This window comes from Amycolatopsis sp. NPDC043889, assembly GCF_056435645.1.
The window spans coordinates 104,644-122,504 of sequence record NZ_JBWKEC010000008.1 but is presented as its reverse complement, the minus strand read 5'-3'; the positions used below and the strand labels follow the sequence as shown (position 1 = coordinate 122,504).

The window sequence follows — 17,861 nt, the reverse complement described above, 5'->3', positions numbered from 1 at the left end:
GGGTACACGTGTTACTCCCGGGTTCGCCGGTCTTATGACGATAGTGTGAAATCGCTGTTATCGACATACGTCGCTTGGTCGGGGTGGGAAATGCCACGCGGGCGTTGACTTCAAACATCATCTGCCCACTGGCTGGAATGACATGTCCACTGAGTGGAGCATCAGCACGTTGACCTGCGCTTATGACTGACGGGCTCATCCAGAAGTGTGACCTGGGTCGCTCGGGAGAGTGGGTTGCGCCCGTGTTGCGATGACCCCGGGTGACCGCCGAATCGCCCGAACGGCAGAGTGACCCGGCCGGTTTGAGAGGCTTGGCCGATGGCGGATCGTTATCTCACCGTGGCGGGCACCGGGGTCCACGAGATCGAAATCCGGCGGTCGCGCTTCCTCTGCGCGCTCGCCCCGGTCACCTCGGAAGAGGCCGCCCGCGAGGTGATCGCCGCCAGGAAGAAGGCCGATCCGGCGGCCCGGCACCACTGTCACGCGTTCGTGTTAGGCGCCGACGGCAGGACTCAACGTTCGAGTGACGACGGCGAGCCCGCGGGCACGGCGGGCACCCCGATGCTCGAGGTGCTCCGCCGCCGGGAGCTGACCGACACCGTCGCGGTGGTGACCCGCTACTTCGGTGGGGTGCTGCTCGGGGCCGGCGGCCTGATCCGCGCGTACGGGCAAGCCGTTTCGGAGGCCGTCGACGTCATCGGCGTCCGGGAGTACCGGCGGCTGCGGCTGGTGGAGGTCGTCGTCGACTACGACCGGGCCGGACGGCTGGAGAACGACATTCGCTCGTCGCCGTACCTGCTGCACGCGACCCGCTTCGAAGACGTCGCGCACTTCGACGTCGGACTCGCGCCCGACCAGGGAGACATGTTCCACGCCTGGCTCGCCGACCTCACCGGCGGGGAGGCCCTCGCCGAGGAGATCGGCGAAACCTGGCTGCCCACCTCGTGAGTGGTAAGGACGGTTCTAACCGTCCTTGCCACTCACGAGGCCGACGCGGGCCCGCCACTCCTCCAGCGTGATGGCGTACTCGACCTCGCCCTCTTCCGTGCCGGGGATCGGGTTGTCGAAGTGCTCGTGATAGGTCCGGACGTGCCGCATCCCGATCTTCTCCATGACCCGCCGGGACCCGAGGTTCACCGCCATGGTCGCCGCCCAGATCCGCCGGGCGCCGAATTCGGTGAACCCCTTCTCAACGATCGCCAGCGAACCCTCGGTCGCATACCCCTTGCCCCAGGACGACCGGTTCAGCCGGTAACCCAGCTCGGGATCATCGGTGTGGTGACCGCGCAACGGTCGGAAATGGAACCAGCCCAGGAAATCCCCGCTCGATTTCTCGATCGCCGCCCAGAACCCGTAACCGGGGAAACGCTCGTAGTAACCGATAAAGGCGGGAAGGTCGTGGTTTTCGATCTCCGCCCGGTCGGCGGGTTCGCCACCGTTGAGGTAGCGCATGACTTCGGGGTCGTCGTAGAGCGCGAACAGAGGGTCGACGTCGGTGTCGGTGAACTGTCGCAGCAGGAGCCGCTCGGTCTCCAGAAAGACACGCATCGGCAAAGCGTGGCGACGGCGAGCCGCCCTGGCAACCCGATTACGCGGCCGCTTCGGGGCCCGCGAGGTCGTCCAGCGCCGCCGCCCCGGCCTCGGTGAGCAGGGCGGGAACGCGCTCGCCCCACCGGCCGTCCCTGGCGGGCGCCACCAGGCCGAGATGGGCGAGGCGATGCGCGGTGTGCTGGTCGCAGCAGGCGAGGCCGTCGACGAACAGGTCCGGCTCGCGGCTGCAGCTGATCTCGGCGTGGCCCTCGGCCACGGCTCTCAGGGTGGCCCGCTCACGATGATTGAGGTCCGTCCGAAGGTCCATGGCGTGCCTCCTTTCCGTCCCGCACTGACCAGTTAAACCCATACCCCCGACAGTTTCCGTCTCCTTGGCTGCGAAGTCCGGGATTTCGGGCGGACTGAAGGGCGGCGAGTCGTCCACTAAGGGGTATCACCCGGTATTCGCGGCGGAAGCGGTTCCAGTTCGGTCTTGCGCAGATGCCGGAAAATGATCGAACTGCGGAAGCCGATGATCTCCTTGCGCTTCGCCAAGCGATCCACGAGGAATGCGTGGAGCTGATCGACGTCCTGTGCGGCGACGTGGATCAGGAAATCGTCGCTGCCGGCGGTGACGAAGACCGAAAGGACTTCCGGCAATTCCGCGACCGAACGCTGGAAGGAGTCGATCACCTCCCGGCTCAAGGGTCGCACCTGCGCCGAGACCATCGCCTGGACGCCGCGGTTGAGGCTGCGCAGGTCGATGTCGGCGTGATAGCCGCGGATGACTCCGCGCTCCCGCAGCAGCCGCGTCCGTTCCAGGCAGGTCGACGGCGCGACGCCGACCTTGCGGGCGATGTCGCGGTTCGACTGCCGCGCATCCGCCTGGAGTTCCCGGATGATCGCCGAATCAAGTTCGTCCACGCCCACTCCTTGACCTCGTTCGCCGAATAACGTTCGGCAACTCCCCTGTAAGCCTGGGAATCAGCCTAGCTTCAGCGCAATCAGCCGACTAAATGCGTGGGAGGAAGCGAGATGTCCGTACAGGAGTTGGTCGTCCGGAGGGGACAGCGGTCCGGAGTGACCACGATGGTGGCCGTGCATTCGAGCGCCCTCGGCCCGGCCGTCGGCGGCTGCCGGTTCAAGGTCTATCCGCGTGTCCACGACGCGATCGACGACGTCCTGCGGCTGTCCGCGGCGATGACGCGCAAATGCGCGGTCGCGGGCTTGGACTTCGGCGGCGGCAAGAGTGTCGTCGCCCTCGACGCCGTGCCGACCGACGAGCTGCGGCGCGAGATCCTGCTCGACCACGCCGACCTCATCGCGTCACTCGACGGCGCGTATCTCGCCGGACCGGACGTCGGAACCGGCCCGGACGACATGCTCGTGCTGCGCGAGCGGACCCCGCACGTGTTCTGCCTTCCCGAGGAGCACGGCGGGACCGGTTCGTCGAGCGGGCCGACCGCCGTCGGTGTGCTCGCCGCGCTGCGAGCGGGCGCGCGGGCGGTCTTCGGTGACGACGAGATGAAGGGTCGCAAGGTGGTCATCGGCGGATACGGCTCGGTCGGCGCCCACCTGGCCGCCGGACTTGCCGGGCAGGGCGCCGAGGTCGTCGTGTCCGATGTGGACGAACGACGCCTCGCCGCGGCCCGCGCACAAGGCCTGAAGCCGGTGAGGCCGGATCAGGTGCTCGGCATCGACGCCGACGTCCTGATCCCGGCCGCCGTGGGCGGGGTCTTCGGCCCGGGAACCGAGGTCGCCGCGCCGCTGGTTGTCGGCCCGGCCAACAACCAGCTCACCGACGACACGGTGGCCGACGACCTCGCCGCCCGGGGTGTCCTGTGGATCCCCGATTTCGTCGCGAGTGCAGGGGGAGTCGTCTACACGCTCGGCCGTGAGAAGGGGAATCTCACCCACGCCGAGGCGCTCGCCCGCGTCGAAACCCTGGAGGAGACCACGCGAAGGATTCTCGACGCCGCTTCGGCCAACGGCACCACACCGTTGGCCGAAGCGGACGCACTCGCCGAAACGAGACTCACTTCTGGTGCGGAGCCACGTACTCTTTCGCCTCGGGAGCCTCGAACAGCGGCTTGACGTAGCGGACCCCGCCCTCGGCCGACGCGTCCGGTGTCGCCGCGTACACCTGGCGTGTCGCCGGGGTACCCGCCTTCGAGAAGTCCAGCGCCGCCACCAGGTCACCCGTGCTCGCCGACGTGGTCTGCTTCAACGCCGCGGCGATGCCGTCCCGCGTGAGGTCCTTGTTCTCGCAAGCCTTTTTGAGCACCGTGCCCCAGACCTCGCCGACCGCGTAGCCGTAGGGGATCCCGCCGTTCGGTGTCTCCTTGTACGCCGCCTTGTACTTCGTCGCGACGTCCTTGGCCTTGGGGATGTCGGCGGAGAACGGCACGCTGCTGGCGACGATCGTCAGCTTGTCCAGCGCGTTCGCCGCCGGGCTCTTCAGCAGCACCGGGTCGAACACCGGGTTGTTGCCGAGCACGGGGACGTTGAGCCCGAGCGCCTTGTTCGCCGCGAGGGCGGAACCGGTCTGCGCCGGCGTGGTGGTCAGGACGATGGCCTTGACGCCGTCGCCCTTGAGCCCGGTGACGATGTTGGTGAGGTCGTTGTCCGTGGAGGTCACCTTGACCTCCTTGACCGTCAGATTGTGCTTCTTCGCGTAGAACTGCGAGCCGCGCAGGCCGTTCTTGCCGTACTCGCCGTCGATGTAGACGTGCCCGATCGTGTCGCCGTCCTTCACCAGACCCTGTTCCTGGAAGTACGACAGCCCGTCGATGATCTCCAGGTCGTAGGTCGTCCCGACGATCATCACGTACTGGTTGTCGAGCAGTTCCGAAGACCACGACGCGGGCGCGGCGACGGTCTTGTCCGACGCGATGTTCTGCTTCAGCGCGGCCACCACGGGCGAGCCGAGCAACTGCACGAAGCCGAGGACCTTCGGCTCGATCTGCGGATACAGCGTCTTCGCCGTGTCCGCCTTGTAGCCGTGGTCGACGGTCTCCAGTTTGACCTGACGGCCGCAGGCCCCGCCCGCGGCGTTGAAGTCCTTGGCCCACAACTCGTTCCCCTGTGTGATGCCGAGCCCGAGGTTCTTGAACACCCCGGTCTTGTCGGTCATCACGCCGAGGGTGATCTCCGACGCCGTCACTCCTTTGTCGGTCTTGACGCCCGAACCGTCCGCCCCCGAGGACCCCGAGTCGCCCGCCTTCGTGCTGCACGCCGAGAGGGCGAGGACCGCCGCCAGCGCGACGGCCGGATATGTGTGCTTCATTTGTCTTGCTCCTCCGGGAGATGAGGTTTCCTTGCTGACGTGATCCGGCGACCGATCGCGGCGAGCCCGCCCGGTTCGAAGAGCACCACGAGGATGATCGCGGCGCCGTAGACGAACGAGCTGACCAGGATCGGGGTCAGTGCGCCGTCGCCGGTTCCGGAGAACCAGCCGAGATCGGCGGAGTACAGCGAAAGCACCTGCGGCAGCCCGTTGACGATCAGCGCGCCCACCAGCGCGCCGGGCACCGAGCCGAGTCCCCCGATGATCACCATGGCCAGGAAGGCGATGGATATGTTGATGCCGTACGTGCCGAACTCGCTCTCGTCGGGTTTGAGGATGTCGAACCACAGCACGGTCATCGCGCCCGCGAGTCCCGCGTACGCCGACGAGACGGCGAACGCGCCGGCCTTGGCGCGCGTGACGCTGACGCCCATCACGGACGCGGCGGCCTCGTTGTCCCGCACCGCCCGCCACGACCGGCCGACCCGGCTGCGCACAGCCGCCTTGGCGACCACGAACGCGAGCACGGTCAGCAGCAGGAACAGGTACCAGAGCCGTTCCGCCTGCCGGATCGGCACGCCCATCAGCTCGATTTCGGGACCGTCGTTGGTGAACGGGAAACCGAACAGCGAGAACGGTTCGGGGCTGCGCCCGGTCGACGTCCCGCCGGTCAGTGTCTCGGCCGACTGTCCGAAGTAGAGCCCGAGGAACACCAGCGAAAGCGACGCGACACCGAGATAGATCCCGCGCAGCCGTCCGGAAACCGGCGCGAACGCCAAGCCGAGCAGCGCGGCGACGACCACCGCGCCGACCAGCGAGAGACCGGGATCGAGGCCGAGCCCGAACACGCGCTCGTCGTCGACCGGTCCGGAAAGGACGGTGTACCCGGTCGCGCCCGCCAGCAGGAAGAACGCGTGCGCCAAGGACAACTGCCCGGCCTGCCCGACCAGCATGGTCAGCCCGATCGCGCCGACCCCGCCGATCATCATGTACTGCCCGGCCTTCAGCCAGGCGGCGTCGAGGTACAGCGGGATCGCGAGCAGGACGACGAGCAGCGCGATCCAGGCCAGCGCCTTGATCAGCTGTCCCCGGTCGCGTTTCGCGGGCGGTGTCGGCGGGGCGGCGGGCGGGGCTTTCACGGCGGTGTCAGACACGGGTGCTCTCCCTCGTCCCGAACAACCCCGACGGCCGCACCACCAGGACCACGAGCATCACCAGGAAGACCGCGCTCTTGGAAAAGTCGAACGACACGTACTGCGCCGAAAGCGCCTCGACCAGCCCGACGACCAGGCCGCCCACCACCGCGCCCGCCGTCGAGTCCAGCCCGCCGAGGATGGCCGCGGGGAACGCCGCGAGCGCGATGGAGTGCGTGCCGCGGGACAGGCCCGCGCCGGAGAAGTCCTGCGTGGCGATGAAGAGCACCGCGACCCCGGCGAGCACGCCGGCGACCACCCACGCCGTCGCCGTCACCCGGGAACTGCGGATTCCCATCAGTGCGGCGGCTTCGCGGTTCTCGGCCTGTGCCCGCATCGCGACGCCCCAGTTGGAGTACTTGAACGCCAAGGTGAACGCGGTGATCAGCACGGCGGCGACGAGCAGCGCCACCAGATGCGTGCGGAACAGGGTGATCCCGCCGATCTGGAACGGTTGCGCGTCCCAGGCGTCGCCGAGGAACGGCAGCGTGACGCCGAGGCGGCGCACGATCTCCTCGGTGATGATCACGTCCACGCCGATCGTCAGCAGCGCCAGGCTGTTCGCGTCCGCGTGCCGCGAGCGGGACAGCAGGAACCGTTCCAGCAGGAGCGCGAGCAGACCAGCCGACACGATGCCGACCAGTGAGGCGCCCGCCCAGCCGAGCGATTCGCGCGTCACGACGACCAGGTAGCCGCCGAAGAGCACGAGTGATCCATGCGCGAAGTTGACCACTTCGGTGGCCTTGAAGATGATCACGAAACCCAGCGCCAGCAACGCGAACACCGCGCCCTTGCCGAGTCCGTTGACCACGAGTTGCAGGAAAGTGTTCACGCCGTGGCCTCCGTGCCGAGATATGCCCTGATCACGTCCGGATCCGACTGGACCTCGGCCGGTGTGCCGTCGGCGATACGCCTGCCGAAGTCCAGGACGGTGACCCGGTCCGCGATGCCCATCACCAGTCCCATGTCGTGTTCCACCAGGAGAATCGAGATGCCGAGCTCGTCGCGGACGTCGCGGATCGTCCCGGCCAGCTCGGCGGTCTCGGTCGCGTTCATGCCCGCCGCGGGTTCGTCGAGCAGCAGCAGGACGGGTTCGACGGCGAGCGCGCGGGCGAGGTCGACGCGTTTCACCGCGCCGTAGGGCAGCGCGCCGACCGGGAGATCCACCAGTGCGCCGATCCCGAGGAAGTCGCAGATCTCCCGCACCCGCGCGGAATGCCGTCGTTCGGCGCGGACCGTCCACGGCAGCCGGAGCCCGCAGGCGAGGAAGCCGCCCTTGGTCAGCGCGTGCCGTCCGAGCATGACGTTGTCGAGCACGGTCGAGCCGGGAGAGAGGGCGGCGTTCTGGAACGACCGGCCGACGCCGAGGCCCGCCAGCCGGTGCGGCGGGAGTCCGGAAAGGACGGCGTCGCCGAGTCGGATTCTGCCGGTGTTCGCCCGGTAAAGCCCGCTGATCACGTTGAAACAGCTGGATTTGCCGGCGCCGTTCGGCCCGATGAGCGCGTGCAGCGAACCGGAACCGACGGTGAAAGAGACGTCGTCGAGCGCCCTGATCCCGCCGAAGCGCAGGGTCACGCTCTCGACCTGCAGCTCGGGCGGCGTCATCCGGCCCACCTCGACAGGCTCCGGCCCGCGAGCTGCTTGCGGGCGTCGGCGGCTTCGGCTTCGGCGGTGGCCTGCGATTCGGCGTGACCGCCGAGGTAGAGCCGCTGGACCTCCTCGCTCGCGGCGAGTTCGGCTGTCGTCCCGGCGAGCGCGACCCGGCCCACCTCCAGGACGATCGCGTGATCGGCGACGCGCAACGCCATCACGGCGTTCTGCTCGACCAGCACCACGGCGGTGCCCTGGTCGTGGATCTCGCGGATGATGTCGCCGATCCGCTCGACGATCTTCGGCGCGAGACCGAGCGAAGGTTCGTCGAGCAGGAGGAGCCGCGGGCCGGACATCAGCGCGCGGCCGATCGCGAGCATCTGCTGTTCGCCGCCGGAGAGCAGGCCCGCGCGCTGTTTGGCCCGCTCGGCCAGGACCGGGAAGAGTTCGTCGACGCGTTTGCGCGCGGCGGCGCGCTGCCCGGGGGAGCGGGCGCCGATCCCGCCCGCGCGCAGGTTCTCCTCGACCGTCATCCGCGCGAAGACCTGACGGCCCTCGGGGACGCCGACCACGCCGAGACCGACGATGCGGGCCGGGTCCAGTTTGGTCAGTGGTTTGCCGTCGTAGCGCACCTCGCCGGCGGAAACCGAGCCGCGGTGCATACGCAGCGTGCCGGAAACCGTACGCAGGAGGGTCGATTTCCCGGCGCCGTTGCTGCCGAGGACGGCCAGTACTCCATCAGGTGAAACGTCGAGGTCGACCCCGTGCAGTGCGGCCACCGATCGGCCGTACCGCACTTGAAGATCACGGACACTCAGCAAGCCGCCTCCTCCATCCGTGTGACCCGAGTCACGATCGGTGGCGGTCATCCTGCGTGGGCACCCTCCGCCGCGTTACCCCCACCTGGAGACCCACACGGCTACAAAACGGACACAGCGCATTTCGTCCTCTGAATGCGGTAGTTGCGCGTGCAACTACCGCATTCAGAGGACTAAATGCGTCAGAGCAGGCCGGCTTCGGAGGCCTTCCCGATGGCCTCGACGCGGTTCCGGGCGCCGAGTTTGTGCAGCGCGGACTGCAAATAGGTCTTCACGGTGTTCCGCGCCAGGCCGGTCGATTCCGCGATCTCCGGATTCGTCTGCCCCTGTGCCGCCAGCCGCAGGACCTCGTACTCACGCCGCGTCAGGCCGCTGCGCGCGAGCGCGTCGGACCGCTGGCCGTCGTCGGGGAAGATGCGCGGATCGACGACGCGCTCACCCTTGAGCACCTGCCGCAGCGCCGCCACGAGATCCGTCCCGGCGACGTCCTTGAGCAGGCAGCCGTGCGCCCCGGAGTCCAGCGCGGCCCGCACACCCTGATGGTCGCCGTGCGCGGTGAACACCACGATCCGCGCGGCCGGGTGCACGCGCCGGAGCTCCGCGATGACCTCGGGCGCGAGCATGTCCGGCAGCCGCAGGTCCAGCAGGATCAGCGCCGGCTTCAGCTCACCCGCCCGCCGGATCGCGGACCGGCCGGTCTCGGCCGAGCCGACCACGGTCATCGCCGGGTCGTAGCGCAGCAGCAGGCTCACCCCGTCGCGGACCACCGGATGGTCGTCCACGACGAGGACCGTCACCGGCGACGGCACGGTTCCGGTACCCAGGCGCGCAGCGTGCACCCGTCGTCCTCGTCGCGGACCAGGCTGACCCGGCCGCCGAGCCGCGCGGCGCGCTCGGCCAGCGCGCGCAGGCCCATCCCGGTCCCCGGCTCGGGCTCCTCGTCTTCGGAGCGATGCCCGGTCCCGTCGTCGGCGACGACCACCTGCACGCCGTCGTCGCTGGGCAGCAGGCTGACCACGACGGACAGCGCGTCGGCGTGTTTCTCCACGTTGAGCAGGCCTTCCCGGACGGCCGCCACCAGCAGGCCGGTGCGTTCGGCGTCCAGCCGCGGCACCGGCGCGAGCTGGACGAAGCGCGCCGGGACGCCGCAGCGGGCCTGGAACGAGCGGCAGTGCTCGGCCAGCTCCACCGGCAGCGCCCGCTCCGGGCTCGACTCCGACAACGCCAGCAGCGACTCGCGCAGCGCCCTCGACGCGGCCGACACGTCGCCCTCCAGCCGTCGCAGCCGCGATTCGAGCGCCGGGTTGTCGCTGATGTCCTCGTGCAGGTTCCGGACCTGGACGCCGATGGAGAACAGCAGCGCGCCGACCGAATCGTGCAGCGCGCTCTGCATCCGGAGCCGCTCGGCGGACAGCGCGGTCTCCCGGTCGGACTCGGCGACCGACGCCAGTTTCAGCGCCCGGCCGGCCTCGGTGGCGATGTCTTCGAGGGACTGGACCGCGTCGTCGCCGAAGTCGCGGCGCTCGCGCATGGCGGCGTACGCGATGGCGACCGTCTCGGTCCCGCTGACGATCGGGACGGCGATCATCGCGGCGAGGCCCTCACCGCGTACCTGCGCGTCGAACTGGTGGGTGATGCTCGGCGAGTTGACGTAATCGTTGACCCTCACCGGCTTGCCCAGCGCGAGCACCCGCCCGCCGATTCCCTGGCCGATGGGCACGGCGAGGTCCTGCAGCGCGTCCGTGCGGTTGCCCGACATCCAGCGGATCACCGCCTGTTCGGGCCCGGTCAGCTCGGCGACGAAGCCGGAATGCGTGCCGATCGACTCGCGGATCAGGCGCGCGGTGCCGTTGAGCGCCGCGACCCGGTCGAGGGTGGCGAGCAGCTCTTCGCGCTCGCGAAGAAGCCCGCCGAGCACCGCGCTGTGCTCGGCGGCGAGGTCTTCAGCGGCGTGCCGTCTCGCCGTCACGCGCTCACGATCGCATATCCGACGTGGTTTCCGACACACCCGTCCGGAGAGGTTCGCCGATGCGTTCTCGCCCGCGGTTGTCTTGAATGGACCCGTGGAGATCCTGGCCGACGCCGCGACACTGGCGCTGTACACGACCGACGCCTCCAACTACCGGCACGTGCCGAAGGGGGTGGTGCTGCCGCGGAGCGTCGACGAGGTGATCGCGGCCGTCGCCGCCTGCCGGGAGGCCGGGCTGCCGGTGATCGCCCGCGGCGGCGGCACCAGCGTCGCGGGCAACTCGTGCGGGCCGGGCGTCGTGATCGACACGTCACGCCACTTCGGCGGCGTCCTCGACCTCGATCCGGAGGCACACACGGCGAGGGTCGCCCCCGGAACCGTCCTCGACGACCTCCAGCGGCTCGCCGCGCCGCACGGCCTCCGGTTCGGCCCCGACCCGTCGACGCACTCGCGCTGCACGATCGGCGGGATGATCGGCAACAACGCCTGCGGATCGCATTCGGTGGCCTGGGGTCGCACGGTCGACGTCGTCCGGGAGCTGGACGTGCTGCTCTACGACGGCACCCGGCTCACCGTCGGGCCGACCTCGCCGTCCGAAGTGGACGTGCGGGCGGCCATGCCCGGCACGGAAGGCCGGGTCTTCTCGGAGCTGCGCGCGCTCGTCCACGACAACCTGGCGTTACTGCGGACCGAGCTGTCCTCGTTCAGCAGGCGGGTGTCCGGGTACGGGCTGGAGCACCTGTTGCCGGAGAACGGCTTCGACGTCGCCAAGGCGCTCGTCGGCAGCGAGGGCACGTGCGTCACGGTGCTGGAGGCGACGGTTTCCCTCGCCGAGGTGCCGCGCCGCAAGGTGCTCGCGGTGCTCGGCTTCGAGTCCGACATCGCCGCGGCCGACGCGGTCCCGGCGATCCTGCCGTGGTCGCCGCTGACCGTCGAGGGCGTCGACGCGGACCTCGTCGCCCTGCTGGAGCCCGGCCGCGCCGACGGGCTTCCGCCGGGCGGCGCGTGGCTGTTCGTCGAGATGGCCGATCCGGAAAAGGCGCGCGGGCTGATCGACGGGCTCCGCGGCGCGCTGACCGGATCCGCGCTGCTGGACGACGCGGCCGCGCAGAAGCGGCTGTGGCGGATCCGGGAGGAGGGCGCCGGTCTCGCGACGCGGCTGGCCGGGGGCGAGGAGGCCTGGCCCGGCTGGGAGGACGCGGCCGTCCCGCCCGCGCGTTTGGGTGCCTACTTGCGGGAGTTCAAGCAGCTCATGCGCGAGCACGGCCGCAAGAGCGTCGTCTACGGCCACTACGGCGAGGGCTGCCTGCACCTGCGGCTGGACTTCGATCTGCTGTCGTCGCGAGGGATCGCCGGGTTCCGGTCGTTCCTCGAAGAGGCGGCGGACCTGGTCGCCGCGCACGGCGGTTCGCTCTCCGGGGAACACGGCGACGGGCAGGCCCGCTCGGAACTGCTGACCCGCATGTACAGCCCCGAAATCCTCGCGCTTTTCGCGCGGTTCAAGGGAATCTTCGATCCGGCGGGCATGATGAACCCGGGCATCCTGGTGAACCCCAGGCCGGTCGACGCCGATCTCCGCGTCCGGCGCGCGCCGCTGGAACTCGAAGACGTCACCGCGCTCGCGTACCCGGAGGACCGGGGGAGCTTCGGGCAGGCGATGCGGCGCTGCGTCGGCGTCGGGAAATGCCGCAACACCACCGGACCGGGCGTGATGTGCCCGAGCTACCGCGCCACGCGCGAGGAGAAGCACTCGACGCGGGGACGCGCGCATCTGCTCGCCGAAATGGTGAACGGCGAACTGATCACCGACGGCTGGCGCTCGGAAGAAGTCGCCGAGGCGCTGGATCTCTGCCTGTCGTGCAAGGGATGCCTGTCCGATTGCCCGGTCGACGTCGACATGGCGACGTACAAGGCGGAATTCCTGCACCAGCACCACAAGGGACGGCTGCGCCCGGCGTCGCACTACTCGATGGGCTGGCTGCCGCTGTGGCTGCGCGCGGCGTCGCTGGCGCCCCGGCTGGCGAACACGATGTCGCGCCGGTTCTCCGGGCTGCTGAAGAAATTCGGTGGGATCGCGCCGGAACGGGACCTGCCGACGTTCGCGAGGGTGCCGTTCACGCGGCGCCGCGACGATCTCAAACGCTGGGCGACCGGTTCGCGGCCCGTGGTGCTGTGGCCCGACTCCTTCAACAACTACCTCACCCCGGACGTCCTCGACGCGGCGGCCGAGGTGCTCACCGCCGCCGGTTACGACGTCGTCCTGCCCGATCGCGGCGTCTGCTGCGGACTGACCCTGGTGTCCACCGGACAGCTCGACGCGGCGAAGAAGGTGTTGCGCCGCACACTTTCCGTACTCGAACCGTACCTGCGCTCCGGCTACCTGGTGGCCGGTCTGGAGCCGAGCTGCACGGCTCTTTTCCGCGGTGATCTCCCGGCGCTCCTGCCCGGCGACCCGGTCGCGGAACTGCTCGCCGAACGGACCAGGACCTTCGCCGAACTCGTCGAGGACTCGCCGCTCGAATTCCGGTCGCTGGACGTCGAAGTGCTCAGCCAGGTGCACTGCCACCAGCACGCCGTGCTCGGCTTCGACCCCGACGAGGCCGCGATGCGCGCCGCGGGTATCCACAATTCCACAATGGACTCCGGATGCTGTGGACTGGCGGGCAACTTCGGCTTCGAACGCGGGCATTACGACGTTTCCGTCGCCTGCGCCGAAGACCGCATGCTGCCCGCGATCCGTGCCGCGGCCGAGGGCACCGAAGTGGTCGCGGACGGCTTCAGTTGCCGGACGCAGATCGAGCAGCTCGACGGACGGCGGGCGCTGCACCTGGCGGAACTGTTGAGGCGTGCGTTGCCGTAGCCGCTCGTGAGTGGTATGGACGGTTCTGGCCGTCCTTACCACTCACGAGACGTGACAGTTGCTTCCGCATCATGACCAGGTCGCCCCAGCACGACTTCTCGTCGATCGGTTCGACCGAGCAAGTGGCGGCCACCGGGCCGAACAGGTTCTCGGACTTGGCGAAGGTCCGCCCGGTGAGGCTGTGCCCGCGGTCGACCATCGCCTGGCGTCCGCCGCTGTCGATCCGCGGCCCGGAAGCCGTACCGGTGACGTGGGCTACCACCAAGCCCGGCTGAGGCTCTCCAGAGTCGGTTCCTCCGGCGCCGGAAGAACCCTGAAGTACCAAGTGAAATTGCTGTAGACGTGCAAAAGCGCGTACGCCAGGCAGCGCCGGGAGAATTCCTCGTCCGGCTCGACGCCGTATCCGGCCAGTAGCCGCCGCAGGAAGTCCTTGTTCCCGCCCGAAACGAACAGGCCGACGGCGACGAAGTCGTACTCGGCCGCACCCCGCATCGCCGGTTCGAAATCGAAGAGCCCGGTCAGCCGCGGGCGTTCGCCGTCATGGGCGACGATGAGGTGGTCACGCATGAATTCGGTGTGCAGCGGGACGACCGGCGGGCTGCCCAGATCGACGGAGTCGAGGAACGCCGGAATCCGGCTGATCCAGGCCTCGTCGAGGCCGGTCCGGCGGTGATGCTCGACGACCTTCGCGCGCTGCCCGGCGACGAACGCGGCCCAGTCCGGCGGACCGAGGACGTCGAGCCGCGGGTCGTGCAGCGAATGCAGGGCGGCCAGCGCCTCGCCGAGTTCTGGAGCGAGCCGGTGCTTGTCCTCTGTGGACAGTTTCGGCCAAGCGTCCTTCAGCGCTTCGCCGCGCAGGCGCTCCATGAGCACGTAGCCCCAGCCGTCCCGCTCGCCGGCGTCGTGCACGGCGGGGGTCGGGATCGGCAGCTTCCCGTGCAGGACCTCGAGCATCGTCCGCTCGGTCGGGAGTTCGTCGCGATGCACCGGCGGGAACAGCTTGAGCACCAGATCTTCGCCGACGGCGTAGACCGGGAGCGAGCCTTCGGTGAACGGGACGACTTCGCCGAGGCCGAGCGACCCGGTCAGCGACGTCACCGCCGGAAGAAGGTCTTGCCTGGTCAGCGCGTCGAACTCGGCTTCGGTGCCGGCGGGCGGGAACGGGATCACGGCACGACCGTAGAGCAGTGAGCCGTGGACGGCGACGTAGTTACCCGCTGCGCTCCAGCAGCGTCCGCGCCGCGCCGAGCACCAGACGGCAGACGTCGTCGGGATCCGCGCTGGCCAGTGGTTCCTTGCCGGTGATGTCGCGGACCAGGCCGATCCCGAGCAGCCAGGCGAGGACGAGGTCCGCCCGCAGGTCCGCGTCTTCGGCGTCGGTCAGCGTGGCGAGCACCTTGGCGTACTCCTCGCCTAGCTGCCGCCGGACCGCGGCGGCGGCGCTGTCGTGCCCCGTCGAGCGCAGGTACGCGTCGAGGGTGCGGTCGCGGCCGGTGTCGGATTCCAGCATGCTGCGCAACGCCGTCCCGAGCAGTTCGTCCGGTGGGGTGGTGGCGATCTGCTCGCGTCCGCCGCGCGCCAGGACCTCCTCGAACAGCGCGTCCTTCGAACCGAAGTAGCGGAACAGCAAGGCCTGATTGACTCCGGCGAGTTTCGCGATGTCGCGCACGGTCGTCCGGTCGAAACCGCGTTCGGCGAAGAGAGCCGCCGCCGCGTCGAGCAGGGCAGCCCTGGTCGCGGCCGCGTCGCGCTTGCGGACCTGCGGTTCTTCCGTCATCGCCAAAGGCTAGCCGTACGTCGCACGGTAGGCGCATTGACGCTCACCGTGATCATGGTTAGCGTTGTAAGCAGTTGCTTACAAACCGCCGAGCCGGGGGGTTTCCGGACAAATGACCACCACAGACACCGAATTCGTCTCCTATCCCTTCAACGAAGACGCCGGGCTCGAACTCAACGAGGCGTACGCGGCGGCCCGCGCCACCAAGGGCATGCTCCGGGTCCGTCTTCCGCACGGTGAGCCGGCGTGGCTGGCCACCCGGTACGCCGACGCGCGGTTCGTGCTGGGCGACCGGCGCTTCTCCCGCGCGATGGCGGCGGAACGGGACGAGCCGCGGATGGCGCCGGGCAGGCGGCCCGGCGGGATCCTGAGCATGGACCCGCCGGATCACACCCGGCTGCGCACGCTGGTCGCGAAGGCGTTCACCATGCGCCGCGTCGAACTGCTGCGGCCGCGCGTCGCCGAGCTGGCGTCGGGCCTGATCCAGGACATGAAGGCCAAGGGGCAGCCCGCCGACCTGGTCGAGGACTACGCGCTGCCGATCCCGGTCGCGGTGATCTGCGAGCTGCTCGGTGTCCCGGTCGAGGACCGGCCGAAGTTCCGCGTGTGGAGCGACGCCGCGCTGTCGACCAGCCCGCTGACCACCGAAGAGATGATGGCCAACCAGGACGAGCTGCGGGCGTACATGCACGTGCTCGTCGAGCAGCATCGCGCCGAGCCGCAGGACGACCTGATGACCGCGCTGATCGAGGCGCGCGACGTCCGCGACAGGCTCAGCGAGCTGGAACTGGTCGACATGTGCATTGGCATCCTGATCGCCGGGCACGAGACCACCGCCAGCCAGATCCCCAACTTCGTCTACGCCCTGCTCGAACAGCCGGACCAGCTCGTCCGCCTCCGCGCGGACCTGGACCTGATCCCGGCCGCGGTCGAGGAACTGCTGCGGTTCATCCCCCTGGGTGCCGGGGCGGGGTTCGCCCGCTACGCCACCGAAGACATCCAGGTGGGTGACGTGCTCGTGAAGGAAGGCGAGCCGGTGATGGTCGCGATCGGTGCCGCGAACCGGGACGCGCTCCAGTTCACGTCGGCGGACACCCTCGAATTCGGCAGGGAGTCCAATCCTCACCTCGGTTTCGGGCACGGCGTGCACCACTGTCTCGGCGCCCCGCTGGCGAGGCTGGAACTGCAGGAGGCCTTGCGGGCGTTGCTGCGAGATCTCCCCGGACTGCACCTCGACGGCGATATCGTGTGGAAGACGCAGATGCTGGTGCGGGGGCCCCGCTCCATGCCGATCGGATGGTGAGCATGAGCTGGAAAGTCGACGTCGATGGCGATACGTGCATCGGCTCGGGGATGTGCGCCGCGCTGAAGCCGGAGGTCTTCGCGCTCGAAGGCGCCACGGCGACGGTGGTCACGGGAGAGGTGGAGCCGGACGAGACGGTGCTCGACGCGGCGGATTCATGCCCCGCGATGGCCATCGAGGTGACGGAAAAGGGTGAGGTGATCGGGCCGCGGCCCTGATGACCGCTCTTTAATGCGTGGCGGTCGTCGGTGAAGAGGCGTACGACGACAGGGTGAGCGATGACGGCTTGACCCTCCGCACCCTGACCACCGACGACCTGCCCGCGTTCGCCACGATGCTCGCGCGAGCGTTCCTCACCGACGACACGGAAGGCATGCGGTTCCGCGAAGCGCTGGTCTTCGAACCCGAGCGTTCACACGGCGTCTTCGACGGCGACGACCTCATCGGGACAGGGGAGCTGCTCACCCGCAAGATCACCGTTCCCGGTGCCGGGCAGACGCCGCTCGCCGCGGTGACGTCGGTCGCCGTCGCGCCGGGGCACCGCAGGCGGGGCGCGCTCACGCGGGTCATGCGGGCGCAGTTGCACGGCCTGCACGAAGACGGCGGTGAACCGATCGCCGCCCTGTGGGCCTCCGAAGCGACCATCTACCCCCGCTTCGGCTACGGGCTCGCGGCGCAGTTCCATCGCGCGAAGGTGCGCGCGAAGTCCGCCTTCCGGCCCGGCGTCGAACTCGAAACCGAGCGGGTGCGGGAAATCACCCGTGCGGAGGCGATCCCGCTGATCAAAGCGATCTACGAGAATGAGGCGCCGCTTCGGGTCGGCGCGCTCGACCGGCCCGAATCGGCATGGAACTTCAACCTCGACGACCGCGAGGTCCGGCACAAGGGCTCGTCGGGGATGAAGTTCGCCGTCCTGCCGGACGGTTACGCGATCTACCGGGTGAAGAGCGATTGGGACGAGGAAGGTCCGTGCGGGACGCTGAGCCTGCAGGAACTCGTCGCGACCACGCCGCGGACGTACGCGACCTTGTACCGCTTCCTGCTCGACTATGACCTGATCGGCACGATAGAGCTGAACGCGGCGCTCGACGAGCCGCTCGTCCATCTGCTCGCCGACCCCCGAAAGATGACCAGGTCGGCCGGTGACTCCTTGTGGCTCCGGCTGGTCGACGTCGACCGTGGCCTCGTCACCCGGCGCTACGGAGCTCCGGTGGATCTGGTGTTCGGCGTCCGCGACACCTTCTGTCCTTGGAACACCGGGAACTGGCGGCTCGTCACCGATGCCGTCGGGAACGCCGAGGTGACGCGCGTGGAGGACGCGCCGGATCTCGAGCTGGGCGTGGACGACCTCGGCGCGATCTTCCTCGGTGGCACCAGGCCCAGCACGCTGGCCGCCGCGGGCCGGATCAAGGAGCGGGCCGCCGGCGCGGTTTCCCGGGCGACGGCCGCGTTCGCCACCGACCGCGAGCCGTCCTGTCTCGAATCCTTCTAGCCGGCATTACCTGGCGGGTAATCGACTTCGCGTGGTCGCTCTT

The 17,861-nt window shown here is 69.2% G+C and carries 19 protein-coding genes; 7 read left to right on the top strand and 12 right to left on the bottom strand.

Annotation, left to right across the window (positions count from 1 at the left end; all coding sequences use genetic code 11):
* The first annotated feature begins 318 nt into the window (after positions 1–318).
* Complete coding sequence (locus AC0685_RS17850) at positions 319–948, top strand: YigZ family protein (RefSeq protein ID WP_478226519.1); 630 nt, start codon at positions 319–321, stop codon at positions 946–948.
* A gap of 15 nt (positions 949–963) precedes the next feature.
* Here AC0685_RS17850 and AC0685_RS17845 read toward each other — a convergent pair whose 3' ends face one another.
* The 3 genes from AC0685_RS17845 to AC0685_RS17835 all read right to left on the bottom strand — a co-directional run bounded on the left by AC0685_RS17845 (position 964) and on the right by AC0685_RS17835 (position 2,454).
* Entirely contained in the window at positions 964–1,548 is a 585-nt protein-coding gene (locus tag AC0685_RS17845; protein ID WP_478226518.1) for a GNAT family N-acetyltransferase, read from the bottom strand.
* A gap of 40 nt (positions 1,549–1,588) precedes the next feature.
* Positions 1,589–1,858 carry a hypothetical protein gene (locus tag AC0685_RS17840; protein WP_478226517.1) on the bottom strand — a complete coding sequence of 90 codons (270 nt, stop codon included), beginning with the start codon at positions 1,856–1,858 and terminating at the stop codon, positions 1,589–1,591.
* Positions 1,859–1,974: 116 nt separating this feature from the next.
* On the bottom strand, positions 1,975–2,454 hold the full coding sequence (locus tag AC0685_RS17835; RefSeq protein WP_125681177.1) for an Lrp/AsnC family transcriptional regulator: 480 nt from the start codon (positions 2,452–2,454) through the stop codon (positions 1,975–1,977).
* Between the two features lie 111 nt (positions 2,455–2,565).
* Here AC0685_RS17835 and AC0685_RS17830 point away from each other — a divergent pair, with 111 nt between their 5' ends.
* Positions 2,566–3,624, top strand: coding sequence for a Glu/Leu/Phe/Val dehydrogenase dimerization domain-containing protein (locus AC0685_RS17830; RefSeq protein WP_478226516.1), 1,059 nt, complete (start codon positions 2,566–2,568; stop codon positions 3,622–3,624).
* On the opposite strand, the gene AC0685_RS17825 is transcribed toward AC0685_RS17830, so the two are convergent.
* The 7 genes from AC0685_RS17825 to AC0685_RS17795 form a co-directional block, all read right to left on the bottom strand.
* On the bottom strand, positions 3,566–4,816 hold the full coding sequence (locus tag AC0685_RS17825; protein ID WP_478226515.1) for an ABC transporter substrate-binding protein: 1,251 nt from the start codon (positions 4,814–4,816) through the stop codon (positions 3,566–3,568). The two genes, AC0685_RS17830 and AC0685_RS17825, sit on opposite strands and share 59 nt — an antisense overlap.
* Positions 4,813–5,970 carry a branched-chain amino acid ABC transporter permease gene (locus tag AC0685_RS17820; RefSeq protein WP_478226514.1) on the bottom strand — a complete coding sequence of 386 codons (1,158 nt, stop codon included), beginning with the start codon at positions 5,968–5,970 and terminating at the stop codon, positions 4,813–4,815. Before AC0685_RS17820 ends, AC0685_RS17825 begins: the two co-directional genes overlap by 4 nt.
* Positions 5,963–6,841 (bottom strand): branched-chain amino acid ABC transporter permease, encoded by an 879-nt coding sequence (locus AC0685_RS17815; RefSeq protein WP_478226513.1) that lies wholly within the window; start codon positions 6,839–6,841, stop codon positions 5,963–5,965. The genes AC0685_RS17820 and AC0685_RS17815 overlap by 8 nt, the downstream gene beginning before the upstream one ends.
* Positions 6,838–7,614, bottom strand: coding sequence for an ABC transporter ATP-binding protein (locus AC0685_RS17810; RefSeq protein WP_478226512.1), 777 nt, complete (start codon positions 7,612–7,614; stop codon positions 6,838–6,840). Before AC0685_RS17810 ends, AC0685_RS17815 begins: the two co-directional genes overlap by 4 nt.
* Positions 7,611–8,420 (bottom strand): ABC transporter ATP-binding protein, encoded by an 810-nt coding sequence (locus tag AC0685_RS17805; RefSeq protein ID WP_478226511.1) that lies wholly within the window; start codon positions 8,418–8,420, stop codon positions 7,611–7,613. The genes AC0685_RS17810 and AC0685_RS17805 overlap by 4 nt, the downstream gene beginning before the upstream one ends.
* Before the next feature lie 179 nt (positions 8,421–8,599).
* Positions 8,600–9,256, bottom strand: coding sequence for a response regulator (locus AC0685_RS17800; protein ID WP_478226510.1), 657 nt, complete (start codon positions 9,254–9,256; stop codon positions 8,600–8,602).
* A complete protein-coding gene (locus tag AC0685_RS17795) occupies positions 9,211–10,386 on the bottom strand; it encodes a GAF domain-containing sensor histidine kinase (RefSeq protein WP_478226509.1) in 1,176 nt (391 codons plus the stop codon). The genes AC0685_RS17800 and AC0685_RS17795 overlap by 46 nt, the downstream gene beginning before the upstream one ends.
* A 94-nt stretch (positions 10,387–10,480) precedes the next feature.
* On the opposite strand from AC0685_RS17795, the gene AC0685_RS17790 reads away from it, so the two are divergent.
* Entirely contained in the window at positions 10,481–13,246 is a 2,766-nt protein-coding gene (locus AC0685_RS17790) for an FAD-binding and (Fe-S)-binding domain-containing protein (protein WP_478226508.1), read from the top strand.
* A 71-nt stretch (positions 13,247–13,317) separates the two neighbouring features.
* Positions 13,318–13,521: a hypothetical protein gene (locus tag AC0685_RS17785; protein WP_478226507.1), complete on the top strand. Its 204-nt coding sequence runs from the start codon at positions 13,318–13,320 to the stop codon at positions 13,519–13,521.
* On the opposite strand, the gene AC0685_RS17780 is transcribed toward AC0685_RS17785, so the two are convergent.
* Positions 13,502–14,416: a phosphotransferase family protein gene (locus AC0685_RS17780; protein WP_478226506.1), complete on the bottom strand. Its 915-nt coding sequence runs from the start codon at positions 14,414–14,416 to the stop codon at positions 13,502–13,504. The two genes, AC0685_RS17785 and AC0685_RS17780, sit on opposite strands and share 20 nt — an antisense overlap.
* Positions 14,417–14,456: 40 nt before the next feature.
* Positions 14,457–15,023, bottom strand: coding sequence for a TetR/AcrR family transcriptional regulator (locus AC0685_RS17775; protein WP_340681519.1), 567 nt, complete (start codon positions 15,021–15,023; stop codon positions 14,457–14,459).
* A gap of 112 nt (positions 15,024–15,135) precedes the next feature.
* On the opposite strand from AC0685_RS17775, the gene AC0685_RS17770 reads away from it, so the two are divergent.
* The 3 genes from AC0685_RS17770 to AC0685_RS17760 are packed head-to-tail and all read left to right on the top strand — an operon-like array spanning position 15,136 to position 17,818.
* Complete coding sequence (locus AC0685_RS17770) at positions 15,136–16,326, top strand: cytochrome P450 (protein WP_478226505.1); 1,191 nt, start codon at positions 15,136–15,138, stop codon at positions 16,324–16,326.
* A gap of 2 nt (positions 16,327–16,328) precedes the next feature.
* The gene (locus tag AC0685_RS17765) at positions 16,329–16,544 is read left to right on the top strand and encodes a ferredoxin (RefSeq protein ID WP_465422237.1); all 216 of its coding nucleotides are present in this window, start codon (positions 16,329–16,331) and stop codon (positions 16,542–16,544) included.
* A 17-nt stretch (positions 16,545–16,561) separates the two neighbouring features.
* On the top strand, positions 16,562–17,818 hold the full coding sequence (locus AC0685_RS17760) for a GNAT family N-acetyltransferase (RefSeq protein ID WP_478226504.1): 1,257 nt from the start codon (positions 16,562–16,564) through the stop codon (positions 17,816–17,818).
* Positions 17,819–17,861 lie beyond the last annotated feature (43 nt).

What these genes read in the sequence shown, in the direction of transcription:
- AC0685_RS17850 (WP_478226519.1), top strand. Translation starts at nt 319, where the DNA reads ATGGCGGATCGTTATCTCACCGTGGCGGGCACCGGGGTCCACGAGATC.
- AC0685_RS17845 (WP_478226518.1), bottom strand. Translation starts at nt 1,548, where the DNA reads ATGCGTGTCTTTCTGGAGACCGAGCGGCTCCTGCTGCGACAGTTCACC.
- AC0685_RS17840 (WP_478226517.1), bottom strand. Translation starts at nt 1,858, where the DNA reads ATGGACCTTCGGACGGACCTCAATCATCGTGAGCGGGCCACCCTGAGA.
- AC0685_RS17830 (WP_478226516.1), top strand. Translation starts at nt 2,566, where the DNA reads ATGTCCGTACAGGAGTTGGTCGTCCGGAGGGGACAGCGGTCCGGAGTG.
- AC0685_RS17825 (WP_478226515.1), bottom strand. Translation starts at nt 4,816, where the DNA reads ATGAAGCACACATATCCGGCCGTCGCGCTGGCGGCGGTCCTCGCCCTC.
- AC0685_RS17810 (WP_478226512.1), bottom strand. Translation starts at nt 7,614, where the DNA reads ATGACGCCGCCCGAGCTGCAGGTCGAGAGCGTGACCCTGCGCTTCGGC.
- AC0685_RS17785 (WP_478226507.1), top strand. Translation starts at nt 13,318, where the DNA reads ATGACCAGGTCGCCCCAGCACGACTTCTCGTCGATCGGTTCGACCGAG.
- AC0685_RS17775 (WP_340681519.1), bottom strand. Translation starts at nt 15,023, where the DNA reads ATGACGGAAGAACCGCAGGTCCGCAAGCGCGACGCGGCCGCGACCAGG.
- AC0685_RS17770 (WP_478226505.1), top strand. Translation starts at nt 15,136, where the DNA reads ATGACCACCACAGACACCGAATTCGTCTCCTATCCCTTCAACGAAGAC.
- AC0685_RS17765 (WP_465422237.1), top strand. Translation starts at nt 16,329, where the DNA reads ATGAGCTGGAAAGTCGACGTCGATGGCGATACGTGCATCGGCTCGGGG.